The organism is Flagellimonas ulvae (assembly GCF_049333175.1).
Classification (GTDB): domain Bacteria; phylum Bacteroidota; class Bacteroidia; order Flavobacteriales; family Flavobacteriaceae; genus Flagellimonas.
Genome location: NZ_CP186325.1, coordinates 1,472,877 through 1,485,681, shown reverse-complemented (window position 1 = coordinate 1,485,681; position 12,805 = coordinate 1,472,877). Strand labels below are relative to the sequence as shown.

Sequence of the window (12,805 nt, the reverse complement as noted above, 5' to 3'; positions counted from 1 at the left end):
TTTACTTGATAAGTATAAGTGACCTCGGCAGGATTCAAACCTGCAACCTTCTGAGCCGTAATCAGATGCGCTATTCAGTTGCGCCACGAGGCCTTTTTAATGGGGTGCAAATATATTTCTTTTTAACTTTACTACAAAACCTAGTCTTTAAAATAGATGAATCTAAAATCCTTTGTTCGCGATATTAACGACTTTCCCAAGCCTGGAATTATTTTCAAAGACATTACACCTCTCTTTAATGATCCAATAGCCTTAAAAAAAGCCTCAGAAGGACTTGTTCAGATGGTCAACAACAAACAAGTTGATAAAGTGGTTGGCATGGAAAGCAGGGGCTTTATTTTTGCTCCAATTTTGGCTTCAGAGTTAAACGCCGGTTTTGTTCCGGTCCGTAAGAAAGGGAAGCTTCCTTATGAAACCATAGGTGAACGTTACGGATTGGAATACGGAACAGATGAATTGGAAATTCATATTGATGCCATATCTCCAGGTGAAAAAGTACTGATTCATGATGATGTACTAGCCACTGGAGGAACCGCTGCTGCGGTTCGAAAACTGATTGAAAAACTAGGTGGAGAGATAGTTCAATGCAATTTTCTTCTCACATTGGATTTTCTAAATGGTCGCAACAAGCTACCAGGCCTTGAAATTGCGTCCTTGTTGAAGTACTAATCACCCAGTGCTCTGGTAGTAACGTAATATCGCCAACCTATAATGGCAAGCTGAAATTTGGAAGCTTTTGCAGGGTCTAGTCCTTTTTTGGTGAAAGAAGGCAAAAGAACTTTATTCAATTTAGCCAAAAACTTATAAATCATTGTGTCTATATGGTTGGGTTCTACAAATATAGGTATCAAAAAAATAATAGGCATTCAAAGAAACCCTAAGAAGAAAGCAGAGCCAAAAGTGAATTAGTTGTTTTCCAAGCTATCTTTTGGATTTTAGGATTTCTTCAGGTAAATAAATCAATGATTATTCTTTTCAAGGTGTTTTCAAATCGGTAAGTATGGAAATAAAAAAACACCGCATAAAATTCTATGAATTCCATTACGGTGTTTTCGTTTTTGACTGGTCAAACTTGATTGATGGTTTTTTGATTGATGATTTCTTGATTGATGATATATGCTTATAACCGATTTTTTGACTAATTCTTTACTGCATGATGAGTGCAGTTAAAACAATATGACTTGAATAAGGGTTACCAATAAATTGACTAAAAATTTTGCAATGGCAATCATTCTTTTTGATGGTTTTAAGGGTTGATACTAGTGTTGTTAACCGGTTACGGATTCGAATATATAATGACAATCATCATGTTTCCAAGGAATTATAGTAAAATCTATGAAATTGAATACGAGATTGTAGTAAAAAAAATGAATTATTTTACAATATTTATGTGACTTCCTTGTATAAAGTTATCATATGTAATATTAAGGGCTTTAAAATGATGATTATTGTAATAATTGTAGGGGGTTTTTGAGTCAGTTTTTGAAAACCAAGGGCACATTCGTTTAAAAAAAGGCGTTTTTAGGTGTTTTTGTTTCTGGAGTTAAAAAAAAACAGTTCAGATTTTAAGCCTTTACTTGATGAAAATATGTTTTCACTAACCCATAAACAGGCTTAACTCAATGCCTGTTTTAAAAGAGGGTTTAGCGATTTACTTTCAGCTAAAATTTAAAATCTACTCAAGATGAAATCTAAAATGCATTTCCTATTCTTTCCTGTTATTGCGGGGATTGGGATTTTACTTTACGCAACATTGACGGCTTCAAAGCCTAAAAGAACTATACAACCTGAGAAAGGTTGTGTATTTATGACGGTTATGGGTGAACAATCATCCAATGGATTTAATCGGTATAAATCAGATGAGAACACACAACTGGCTGTTCGTGACGGCTTAGACTGGCTTTCAAAAGCGCAATTGCCCAATGGGGGTTATGGTGCAGGAAGTCACGCTGCACAACATGTTAGGGACCCCCATGCTGTAAAAGCAGACCCTGCAACCACTGCGATGGTGGGAATGGCTTTACTTCGCAGTGGTACTACTTTAAATAGGGGAATCCATGCAGATAACTTAAAAAAGGCGATGTATTTTTTACTGGAAACCATTGAAAGCAACAAAGCAGACGGTAAATATATTACTGAGGTGAGAAATACCCAGATACAGACCAAGCTAGGCCAAAACATAGATGCTGTTTTGGCTGCCCAATTCCTTTCCAATCTTCTGGAAAGAGATTTAGAAGGCATGGACCGTAAAAGAGTTGTACGTTGTCTGGATGTTTGTATTGGCAGAATTGAGGAAGGAACAGATGAAAATGGAAGACAAAGAGGTGCAGGTTGGGCAGGTGTATTACAAAGTGGAATGGCCAATAGCGCTTTGGAATCTGCTCAAGCGGCCGGTGTACAAGTGGATAAGGAGGTTTTGGAAAAATCCAAAAAATACCAGAAAGACAATTACAATGAGGAAGATGGGTCTGTAAAGACGGATGACGGCGCAGGGATTATGCTGTATTCCGTGAGCGGTAGCGTTAGGGCAAGTGCTAAGGAAGCACGTAAGGTCAGAGCAGATGTTAACAAAGCAAAAGCGGAAGGTAAAATAGCGGAGGATGCAGAAATAAATGCTGAGACCCTTTCGGAAATAGGTTATGCAGAAGGAGAAGCTCAAAAATATGGCACTGCCTATAAAGTATACGAATCTGCTAAAGAAGTAGCGCAAAAGGATGAGGTGCTAAGTGGTTTTGGAAACAATGGGGGAGAAGAGTTCTTAAGTTATTTACAAACTGGAGAATCTTTACTGGTGAGCAAGGATGAGGACTGGAAAAACTGGTATGATAATATGAGCGGACGAATTTTAAAAATCCAAAATGAAGATGGAAGCTGGAATGGACATCATTGTATTACCAGCCCCGTCTTTTGTACGGCTACAAGTTTACTTTTACTTACTGTGGAAGAAGATATTGAGTTTTTACAGAAAATAGGGGAGGAAGAGTCAAAATAAAATGCTCAACACATAAAATAACCCGGTCATTGGCCGGGTTACTTCATTAAGACAAATCTAAATTCAACTATTTTTCATCTTTCGTAGTGATTTCTACCACGCCATTCTTAGCCGCTTTACCATATTTTTTTCTCGCAGCTTCGTCTTTTAGCACGTTAATGGATTCAATTTCATTAGGAGAAAGGTTTCTTACAGCTTTTTGAGTTGATTCTTTTTCATCAATAATGTATAGGGGAGCTTTATCTCCATCTGTATCTATGAAGAAAAAACCATCATCTTCAGTAATTACTTTAATATCATTGCTATCGTCAGAACTAAGCCAAACTCGGTTGCTATTAGAGCCGATGGATGTATTTTTTGAACTTTGATAATTCTTTGATCCAATAAAAACTTTGTTACGTTCTTTATTAATAAAGACCGTTAAGGGAGATATTCCCTTATCATCTGACGTGCTATAATGATTATTGAAGGTTTTACCCTGTATTCCTTCTCCAGAAATATGAAAAGATAAGTCAATAATTTCTTCGGATTCATTGCGAACTAAGGTGTAAGAGAAATCAATACCGTTTTTAGCCAAATATGCTTTCTTTTCGGAAAACTCTGCATTCGAAGTTTTTTTATCAATAATAAACTCAAAATCCTTTTCGATTTGAGAAAGCTGATTGGAACCTGTTTTTTTGATGTTACTTTGACTTGCAGCTGTTTTAAAAGGGATTAAACTTTCCGGGTTCAGCGGCTTTTTAAACTGAAGTACTTCAAAATGTAGATGTGTTCCTGTGGACTTTCCGGTACTGCCTACATGACCGATAATCTGTCCTTTGGAGACCTTGTCACCGGCTTCTACCGTCCTGTCTTTTAAATGAAGGTATTTGGTGCTGTAAGAATCTTTGTGTTTGATTACAATATAATTTCCATTTTTTGAACCTGTGGCACTTAGTTCAACCTTTCCATCAGCGCTTGCTAAAACGTTTTTTCCGCTTTCTGCGACTAAATCGATTCCATTATGAAAATCCATATCTTTTGTAAACGGATTTCGGGCAGGGCCAAAACTGGATGATACCTTTTTGATATCCTTGGCTTTAATGGGACTTATAAATGAGATAGGCGGTTCGTAGATGGACACGCCATTGGTAGTGGTATCACTGAACTCAACGGTTTCTTTAGTATTGAAACCTACTAAAAAGAGACCAAGTAGCGGTAGAACAAGAAGTAGTTTTAGAAGATTGATTCGTTTCGATTTACTTTGATTTAACATGACTATTCGTTTTTTGATGATTGAATTAAAAAAGGGATTTGCGATAGTTATATCTTGATTTCCAGTTGCCTGCTTTAGCATTAAATATTGATACTCCTTTTTGTTTTGAAGAGAATTACAAGCTTTCAAATCGGCTATGTACTCCAGGTTTTGTTTCAATGCATTTTTGTAGAACCATATCACTGGATTAAACCATTGAAGAATCAGAATAATTTCGGTAAAAAGAATATCCAAGGAGTGTAATTGATGAACATGTACCTTTTCATGATTGATAATAGTATTCAATTCTTTCTGGTCATATTGTCTTGGATTGTAAAAAATGTGTTTAAAAAATGAGAATGGAGATATGTTGGAATAGGTTTTTACATGATAGCAACTATCTTCTGTGTGGATATTTCCATTTTTTTTGATTTTTTGAATGGTTCGAATTTGAAATAGCAACTTCAAACTAAAATACAGCACTCCCATAAGATAAATCACCAATACCGGAAAGAGCCAGTTGAATGATGTTTCAGTATCAAGTTGGGCAACAATTTCGGATGGGGCAATATTGCTACCATATGACATGGTCGCTCTTGGAACATAAGTGGTTTTGGTAATTGTGATAAAAGGTACTATTAATGATGCGGTCAATCCAATAATTAGGAACATCCGGTTACTGGTAAAAAAGGTCTCTCTTCTCAAAAAGAAACGGTAGGAAATCAAAAACAACAGAAGAATCAAAGATGATTTAAGAAGGAGTGTAAAAAAGCTTTCCATCATTTTTCGTTTTCAATAAATTTTATGATTTCTTTCAATTCTTCTACCGATATTTTTTCTTCTTTAGCGAAAAAGGAGACCAAGCTTTTGTACGAGTTTCCATAATAATCGGCAATTGTGGCGTTTACAAAAGTCTTTCTGTAATCTTCCTTACTAATAATGGGATAGTACCTATGTGTGTTACCAAAAACCTCATGGCCAACAAAACCTTTTTCCTCAAGGTTTCTAATAATTGTTGAAAGCGTGTTGTAATGAGGTTTGCTGTCTTTCATATCTGCCATTACCTCCTTGACAAAAGCTTTCTTTAATTTCCAGAGGATTTTCATGATTTCCTCTTCCTTATTGGTCAATTTTTGCATATCCTTTGAAATTGATATTCAAACATACTCCTATTTTTTTAGTTGCACAACTATTTTTATAGTTATTTAACTATACTGATAGTTTTTCTTTTTCCTTTGGGCTGTATTTTTTGATGAATACTTGGTCTATCTTTGTATCAAATTCAGGATTTGGGAAACCTACTTTTTATACTACTGGGACTTTTTTTACTGATTTTGGGGGGCAACTGGTTGCTAAAAGCTGCAGTGGCTCTTTCACTGCGGTTATCCATTCCAAAAATTGTTATCGGGATGACGGTGGTATCTTTCGCAACTTCCGCTCCTGAGTTGATAGTGAGTATTAAGGCGGCCCTTGATGGTTTTCCAGATTTGGCTTTAGGAAATGTTGTAGGTTCAAATATTGCCAATTTAGGACTGGTCCTTGCTATTACGGTAATTTTAGGAAGTATTAACGTCCGGAAGAGCTTCTATACCACAGATTGGCCGGTAATGATGGTAGCATCGGTACTTTTTGTAGGTTTTATCTATTTCGATGGACAACTACAACGTTACGAAGGAATCATAATGGTGGTATTCCTATTCTTGTTTTTGGTTTATCTACTCCGATTTCAAAAGAGTGCCGTCGTGGATGAAATGCCTGAAGATGACATTCCTTTGCCCTTATACAAGATAGCATTGTTCTTAGGTTTGGGTGGTACGGCCTTGTGGGGTGGTTCGGAATTATTGATTGATGGTGCAGTGGGCATGGCTTCCACTTTGGGGGTAAGTGATAGGGTGATTGGAATTACAGTCGTATCCATTGGGACAAGCATTCCAGAATTAGCTGCTTCAGTTATTGCGGTAATCAAAAAAGAAAAGGCCATTTCGTTGGGCAATTTATTGGGTTCCAATATTTTTAATCTATTGGCAGTTTTGGGAATTACTTCCATAATCACTCCTATTACTGTTTTGGACCAAGGTTTAGTGACCAATGATATTTTCTGGATGTTGGGAATTTCCTTTTTAATCCTACCCTTGGTCTTTTTTCCAAAAGGTCTTCGTTTAGGTTGGCGAGATGGCGTTATACTCTTGCTTTGTTACGTGTTATTTGTTTATCTTACAGTAAGTTAAAACGCATGACAATTGCCCATCTCTGTCAAACATTTTTTTCTAAGTTTTACCTTCTTTTGTGTACATGCCATTTGGGGGCAAAATGATTTTATCCAAGGTCAATTACTGGACTCAAATACAAGTAAACCTGTAGTATTTGCAACCATTCGGATTGAGGGAAAAGCACTGGGGGTTATTTCAAATCAAGACGGCGGATTCAGATTACCATTGAAGTTCAAGGATGAAGGTGATACTTTGATTGTCTCAAGTATGGGATATGAAAGAAAACGCATTGCAATGCTTGACCTGTCCCAAGATGAACTTAACATCATAAAGCTAACGCCAGGCGTAATTAAATTAAAAGAAGTCGTTCTTAGCAAAAAGCAGAAAAGAAGAGGTCCTTTGAGTGCTAAAAGTATAGTTAGAAAAGCTATTCAGGCAATACCAAAAAAATTTCCTCGACACCCTTCTTCGGTTATAGGGTATTATCGTGATTACCAATTTAGCGAACGAAAATATGTCAATTTAAATGAAGCGATTCTTGAAGTTTTCGATTTAGGTTTTCAAAAATTGGACAATCTCAATACTAAGGTTCAGATTTATGATAAGAAGCAAAATTTCGATTTTAAGAGGGATACTATATCCGATAACAAATATGGTGACGACGAGAATTACATGAAAATTATAAACAATGCCTACTTATTTGATTATGGAGGAAACGAATTTGTAATACTAAGGGTGCATGATGCTATTCGGAACTACAAAATAGACTCTTATGATTTTGTGAACCAACTCGAAACCGATTTAATCAAAAACCACTTCTTTAGAAAGCTTGAGGATACCTACATAGATGAGGAAGAACTTTATACAATTCGTATGAACAAAACGTTCTTTGGGTATAAGGTTTCGGGGCTTTTATACATTTCGAAGCAAGATTTTGCCATACATAAATTGAAGTATACCGTATATGAGAATTTTGGTTTGCGCTCAAAAAGAAGAAATAAAAAAGAAAAGGACCAGAAACTTTTTTTTGAAATCATAACAGAGTATCAAAGAGCAGATGATGGAAAAATGTATCTGAATTATATTTCTTTCCACAACGATTTTATGCTTATTGAACCACCGGAATTTGAAGTGGATGCGATTAGATGGTTAGGTACTTGTCAATGTTTTGAGGTAAGATTCAATAAATATATAGATACATCCTCTGCCGGTGATTTAAATAACTATGATTGGACTTTTAAAGGGAAAAAAGTCAAATTCAATGAAGTGGTCGTGTTTGATAACGCGGTTCGTCTTTTTCCTGATTTTGATGCTGAAACCCTTAAAAATATGTCGGTTTTGCTTTCCAGCAAGAAGAAAAATCCAGATGGGTCTAATAAACATTTGAAAACTAAAGTTTTAAATATAAGGGATAGAGGTCTTAAGTATGAACTGGGGAAAAATAAGCATCGCGACTTTCAGCAATTCAGAGAGTTTTTTGTTCAGCGGATAAATGCTAGCAAAGAGCCTCCAAAAGACAAGAATACCTTTATGAATAAGACTAAACCAATTTTTGAAGACCAACCCGTTACAAAGCCCACCGACTTTGACAACTATTGGATGAATACCCCCTTAAAATCAAGACAATAAAAACCGCCTCAATGGTTGAGGCGGTAATTAATTATAATCAACAACTAATCTATCTATTTCTATATGTCTGCCGACTTTACAGTCTTGATGATTCTGGCAGCGACCTTGTAAGGATCAGCGTTAGAGGCTGGCCTTCGATCTTCCAACCATCCCTTCCATCCACTCTCCACTGTTGCAATTGGAATACGGATAGATGCTCCTCTATCAGAAACTCCGTAACTGAATTCATTGATGGATTGGGTTTCGTGGTCCCCGGTCAAACGTTCATCGTTGAACTCACCATACACAGCAATATGTTCCTTGGTTACTGGTCTAAATGCTTCACAAATCTTCTCATAAGTTTCTTTGTTTCCGGCAGTTCTCAAAACGGAGTTGGAGAAGTTGGCGTGCATGCCGGAACCATTCCAATCCCCTTTGATAGGTTTAGGATGATAATCAATATAAAACCCATACTCTTCGGTCAATCTATCAAGCATATAACGTGCTGCCCAAATTTGATCTCCAGCACTTTTCGCACCTTTGGCAAAGATTTGAAATTCCCACTGTCCAGAAGCTACTTCTTGATTAATTCCCTCAAAGTTCAAACCAGCTTCCAAGCACATATCAGCATGACGTTCCACCAAATCCCTTCCATGGGTAAATCTTCCTCCAACAGAACAGTAATACATACCTTGTGGACCAGGGAAGCCACCTCTCGGGAATCCTAGTGGTAAATCCGTTTCCGTATCCATAATGAAATACTCCTGTTCAAACCCAAACCAGAAATCATCGTTTTCATCGTCGATAGTTGCTCTGGAATTGGAGACATGCGGAGTACCGTCAGAATTTAAAACCTCTGACATGACCAAATAGCCATTGATACGTGCTGGATCAGGATAAATCGCCACGGGTTTTAGCAGGCAGTCAGAAGAACCACCTTCGGCTTGTTGTGTTGAACTCCCATCAAAAGACCACATCGGGCAGTCTTCTAGTTTTCCACTGAAGTCTTTTTCAATTTTTGTTTTACTTCTCATATTGGCTGTGGGGGTATAACCGTCCAACCAGATGTACTCTAATTTAGATTTGCTCATAATTCCGGTAGTTATTTGTTCTCAAATTTATGATTGACAAAAATATATTTTTCCTTGAATAATATTTCTTTTAAAGGGGTAAATTAACAAAGTGAGACAAATATTTTATGTTACCCCTGTTTTGTAAAGGGTTGATTGAGAAAAAAGTAATTTTTTTGCCATTTATTATTAAATTGTTAATTGTAGCTTTGCTGTTTAAACAATTTAGACCATAATGAGATTTGATGCTTTGGCAGAGAGCCGTCAACGACACTATAAATCAGTAGAAGAAACTGGTAAACGTTCTGAACTTTTTGGCAAGAATGTGTTCAACGAGGAAAAAATGCGTCAGTTTTTGACATCGGAAGCTATGGGAAAGGTGGAGTCTGCAATTTTTCAAGGAACAAAAATAGATCGTAAAATAGCCGACCAAGTCGCAGAAGGGATGAAGGCTTGGGCCATGTCCATGGGCGCTACACATTATACGCATTGGTTTCAACCCTTAACAGGTTCAACTGCTGAAAAGCACGATGCGTTTTTCGATATTATGGATGATGGACGAGCCATGGAAAAGTTTGGAGGAAGACAATTGGTGCAACAAGAACCAGATGCCTCAAGCTTTCCTAGCGGCGGGATACGAAATACTTTTGAAGCTAGAGGGTATACTGCTTGGGATCCAACTTCACCCGCGTTTATTTATAAAACGACTCTATGTATACCCACCATTTTTGTGGCATATACAGGTGAAGCTTTGGACAATAAGGCGCCTTTGTTAAGAGCATTGCATGCAGTAGATGAAGCGGCTACAGCAGTTGCACAATATTTTGATAAAAACGTGAGAAAGGTCTACGCTACCCTGGGTTGGGAGCAGGAGTATTTTTTGTTGGACAAAGCTTTGGGGCAGTCCCGACTAGACATTGTAATGGCGGGGAGAACATTGGTGGGAAGTAGAGCTCCTAAAGGCCAACAATTGGATGACCACTATTTTGGGGTGATTCCAAACAGAGCTTTGGGTTTTATGAGCGATTTGGAAAAGGAATGTACCAAACTAGGCATACCCGTAAAAACAAGACACAACGAAGTGGCGCCAAATCAATTTGAGTTGGCACCTGTTCATGAAGAAGCCAATTTATCTGTAGACCACAATCTACTTTTGATGGATGTTATGGAAGAAATGGCGGACCGCCATGGTTTCATGGTTCTTTTTCATGAAAAACCCTTTGCAGGAGTCAATGGTTCTGGAAAGCACAATAACTGGTCTTTGGCCACGGATACGGGGGTTAATCTACTGAGTCCGGGCACCACGCCAATGAAGAATCTTCAGTTTTTAACCTTTTTCGTGAATACCATCAAGGCTGTAAATACTTATGAAGAGCTGTTGTGTTCCTCAATTGCTTCGGCAAGCAATGACTACCGATTGGGAGGTAACGAAGCGCCACCATCCATTTTATCCATATTTGTCGGAAAACAATTAACTGATGTTCTGGATGAACTGGAAGGTGTTTCCAAAGGAAAACTCTCACCCCAAGAAAAAACGGAGCTTAAACTGAATGTGGTAGGAAAGATTCCAGAAATCCTGTTGGACAACACAGATAGAAACCGTACATCACCTTTTGCCTTTACGGGTAATAAATTTGAGATGCGTGGCGTAGGGGCTAAGACCAATTGTGCCAAGCCCATGACCATTTTGAATACCATTGTCGCCAAACAGCTCACTGATTTTAAGAAGGAAGTTGATGCATTGATCAATAAGAAGAACCTGAAAAAAGATGAAGCTGTCTTCAATGTGCTTCGAGAGTATATCAAAACTTCCAAGCGCATTCGTTTTGATGGTGACGGTTATGGAAGAGAGTGGCAGGAAGAGGCCAAACGAAGAAAATTGAGCAACAATCAGAACACCCCCGAAGCGGTACAGATTCTTACGGACAAGACCAGTATTACCTTGTTCAAAGACATGGATGTGATGAGCGAAGTTGAGCTCAAGGCCCATCAGGAAGTGGAATTGGAGACTTATGTTCTTCAGCTGCAAATAGAAGGTAGGGTCTTGGGAGAAATGGTGTACAATTATATAATACCAGCGGCCATCCGATATCAAAATGAATTGTTGGAAAATATTAAGGGGCTTAAGGAAGTCTATGGAGCCGCTCATAAAAAAGTGGCCGAGACCCAATTGAATATATTAGAACAAATGGGTAACCATATCGCCGATATTCGAAAAATAACCGAAGACATGACCACTGCCAGAAAAAGAGCTAATTCGCTTTCAACAATTGGTCGAAAAGCGCAAGCCTATTGTATCAACGTTAAACCGTATTTCGAGTCTATTAGAGAACAATCGGATATGCTTGAAAAGTTGATAGCCGATGATTTATGGCCCTTCGCGAAATACTCAGAATTATTGTTTACCAAATAACGGAATTAAGTCAGCATTTACTTCCGTTTCATTTATTTTTGCCCAAACCTGATTTATGTCTTCAGAAAATAGCAAGCGATACAATCTACGTGGTGTTTCTGCATCCAAAGAAGATGTGCACAACGCCATAAAAAATATTGACAAGGGATTGTTTCCCAAGGCATTTTGTAAAATAGTTCCTGATTATCTAACAGGTGATTCAGAATATTGTATGGTCATGCATGCAGATGGTGCGGGAACGAAGTCTTCTTTGGCCTATATGTATTGGAAGGAGACGGGGGATATTTCCGTTTGGAAAGGAATTGCACAGGATGCCCTAATCATGAATATTGATGATTTACTATGTGTGGGTGCTACTGGCAATATTATGCTTTCCTCAACCATTGGAAGAAACAAGAATTTGATTCCAGGCGAAGTCATTTCAGCAATTATAAATGGCACAGAAGAATTAATATTCGATTTGGGCGAACATGGAATTTCTATTCATTCCACAGGTGGTGAAACAGCGGATGTAGGTGATTTGGTAAGGACCATAATAGTGGATTCTACCGTAGTTGCTAGAATGAAACGAGAAGATGTCATTGACAATGCCAACATTCAAGCTGGGGATGTTATAGTTGGATTGGCCTCTTATGGAAAAGCAAGCTACGAGACTGAATATAATGGTGGAATGGGGAGCAATGGTCTCACATCAGCACGACACGATGTTTTTTCAAAATATTTGGCTAAAGAATATCCTGAGAGTTTTGATGCCAAAGTCCCAGAAGAGCTCGTGTACTCTGGAAAAACAAGTTTGACGGATGCAGTTCCTGATTCACCTTTGGATGCAGGTAAATTGGTGCTTTCACCAACCCGAACCTATGCGCCTATTATCAAAAAAATACTGGACCAGTACTCCAATACCCAAATTCACGGGATGGTGCACTGCAGTGGGGGAGCACAAACCAAAATCCTTCATTTTATTGATGATTTACATGTGGTTAAGGACAACCTGTTTCCAATTCCTCCTTTGTTCAAACTAATTCAGGAGCAATCAGGCACAGATTGGAAAGAAATGTACCAAGTTTTTAATTGTGGACACCGCATGGAATTATATGTCGAACCTGCAGTTGCAGAGCACATAATAACAATTTCCAAAGAATTCAGCGTGGAAGCACAAATTATTGGTAGGGTAGAAGGATCGGATAGTAAAAAGTTGACGATTGAAAGTCCTTTTGGTAGGTTTGAATATTAGCATACGATTTGCCCAAATTCCACGTTCTTTAACAGTAACCCCTT

11 protein-coding genes and 1 tRNA gene are annotated in these 12,805 nt (G+C 37.9%); 7 read left to right on the top strand and 5 right to left on the bottom strand.

Annotated elements, in window-relative coordinates; all coding sequences use genetic code 11:
• Positions 1-19 precede the first annotated feature (19 nt).
• Positions 20-93: transfer RNA gene (locus tag ACOKFD_RS06860), tRNA-Arg, on the bottom strand.
• A 63-nt stretch (positions 94-156) separates the two neighbouring features.
• Between ACOKFD_RS06860 and ACOKFD_RS06855 the strand changes: the two genes are divergently transcribed.
• Positions 157-669, top strand: coding sequence for an adenine phosphoribosyltransferase (locus ACOKFD_RS06855; protein WP_298999696.1), 513 nt, complete (start codon positions 157-159; stop codon positions 667-669).
• Here the strand turns inward: ACOKFD_RS06855 and ACOKFD_RS06850 are convergent.
• Positions 666-812, bottom strand: coding sequence for an SsrA-binding protein (locus ACOKFD_RS06850; RefSeq protein ID WP_298999695.1), 147 nt, complete (start codon positions 810-812; stop codon positions 666-668). The two genes, ACOKFD_RS06855 and ACOKFD_RS06850, sit on opposite strands and share 4 nt — an antisense overlap.
• Positions 813-1,000: 188 nt before the next feature.
• Here ACOKFD_RS06850 and ACOKFD_RS06845 point away from each other — a divergent pair, with 188 nt between their 5' ends.
• The gene (locus ACOKFD_RS06845) at positions 1,001-1,126 is read left to right on the top strand and encodes a hypothetical protein (protein ID WP_422860551.1); all 126 of its coding nucleotides are present in this window, start codon (positions 1,001-1,003) and stop codon (positions 1,124-1,126) included.
• Positions 1,127-1,684: 558 nt separating this feature from the next.
• Positions 1,685-2,992 (top strand): hypothetical protein, encoded by a 1,308-nt coding sequence (locus ACOKFD_RS06840; RefSeq protein WP_422860550.1) that lies wholly within the window; start codon positions 1,685-1,687, stop codon positions 2,990-2,992.
• A gap of 67 nt (positions 2,993-3,059) precedes the next feature.
• On the opposite strand, the gene ACOKFD_RS06835 is transcribed toward ACOKFD_RS06840, so the two are convergent.
• Together ACOKFD_RS06835 and ACOKFD_RS06830 are read right to left on the bottom strand one after the other, a co-directional pair.
• Positions 3,060-5,009 (bottom strand): peptidoglycan DD-metalloendopeptidase family protein, encoded by a 1,950-nt coding sequence (locus ACOKFD_RS06835; RefSeq protein WP_422860549.1) that lies wholly within the window; start codon positions 5,007-5,009, stop codon positions 3,060-3,062.
• A complete protein-coding gene (locus tag ACOKFD_RS06830) occupies positions 5,006-5,365 on the bottom strand; it encodes a BlaI/MecI/CopY family transcriptional regulator (RefSeq protein WP_422860548.1) in 360 nt (119 codons plus the stop codon). Before ACOKFD_RS06830 ends, ACOKFD_RS06835 begins: the two co-directional genes overlap by 4 nt.
• Positions 5,366-5,515: 150 nt before the next feature.
• Here ACOKFD_RS06830 and ACOKFD_RS06825 point away from each other — a divergent pair, with 150 nt between their 5' ends.
• Together ACOKFD_RS06825 and ACOKFD_RS06820 are read left to right on the top strand one after the other, a co-directional pair.
• A complete protein-coding gene (locus ACOKFD_RS06825; protein ID WP_422860547.1) occupies positions 5,516-6,454 on the top strand; it encodes a calcium/sodium antiporter in 939 nt (312 codons plus the stop codon).
• A 12-nt stretch (positions 6,455-6,466) separates the two neighbouring features.
• A complete protein-coding gene (locus ACOKFD_RS06820) occupies positions 6,467-8,065 on the top strand; it encodes a carboxypeptidase-like regulatory domain-containing protein (RefSeq protein ID WP_422860546.1) in 1,599 nt (532 codons plus the stop codon).
• Between the two features lie 59 nt (positions 8,066-8,124).
• On the opposite strand, the gene ACOKFD_RS06815 is transcribed toward ACOKFD_RS06820, so the two are convergent.
• Positions 8,125-9,135: a glutamine synthetase beta-grasp domain-containing protein gene (locus tag ACOKFD_RS06815; protein WP_422860545.1), complete on the bottom strand. Its 1,011-nt coding sequence runs from the start codon at positions 9,133-9,135 to the stop codon at positions 8,125-8,127.
• Positions 9,136-9,349: 214 nt separating this feature from the next.
• On the opposite strand from ACOKFD_RS06815, the gene ACOKFD_RS06810 reads away from it, so the two are divergent.
• The gene (locus tag ACOKFD_RS06810) at positions 9,350-11,527 is read left to right on the top strand and encodes a glutamine synthetase III (RefSeq protein ID WP_422860544.1); all 2,178 of its coding nucleotides are present in this window, start codon (positions 9,350-9,352) and stop codon (positions 11,525-11,527) included.
• Positions 11,528-11,582: 55 nt separating this feature from the next.
• Positions 11,583-12,761, top strand: a complete 1,179-nt coding sequence (locus tag ACOKFD_RS06805; protein ID WP_422860543.1) for an AIR synthase related protein — start codon at positions 11,583-11,585, stop codon at positions 12,759-12,761.
• Positions 12,762-12,805 lie beyond the last annotated feature (44 nt).

Bases quoted from the DNA above. Each gene is read 5' to 3' on its own strand.
- ACOKFD_RS06855 (WP_298999696.1), top strand. From the start codon at position 157: ATGAATCTAAAATCCTTTGTTCGCGATATTAACGACTTTCCCAAGCCT.
- ACOKFD_RS06815 (WP_422860545.1), bottom strand. From the start codon at position 9,135: ATGAGCAAATCTAAATTAGAGTACATCTGGTTGGACGGTTATACCCCC.
- ACOKFD_RS06810 (WP_422860544.1), top strand. From the start codon at position 9,350: ATGAGATTTGATGCTTTGGCAGAGAGCCGTCAACGACACTATAAATCA.
- ACOKFD_RS06830 (WP_422860548.1), bottom strand. From the start codon at position 5,365: ATGCAAAAATTGACCAATAAGGAAGAGGAAATCATGAAAATCCTCTGG.
- ACOKFD_RS06840 (WP_422860550.1), top strand. From the start codon at position 1,685: ATGAAATCTAAAATGCATTTCCTATTCTTTCCTGTTATTGCGGGGATT.
- ACOKFD_RS06835 (WP_422860549.1), bottom strand. From the start codon at position 5,009: ATGATGGAAAGCTTTTTTACACTCCTTCTTAAATCATCTTTGATTCTT.
- ACOKFD_RS06805 (WP_422860543.1), top strand. From the start codon at position 11,583: ATGTCTTCAGAAAATAGCAAGCGATACAATCTACGTGGTGTTTCTGCA.
- ACOKFD_RS06845 (WP_422860551.1), top strand. From the start codon at position 1,001: ATGGAAATAAAAAAACACCGCATAAAATTCTATGAATTCCATTACGGT.
- ACOKFD_RS06850 (WP_298999695.1), bottom strand. From the start codon at position 812: ATGATTTATAAGTTTTTGGCTAAATTGAATAAAGTTCTTTTGCCTTCT.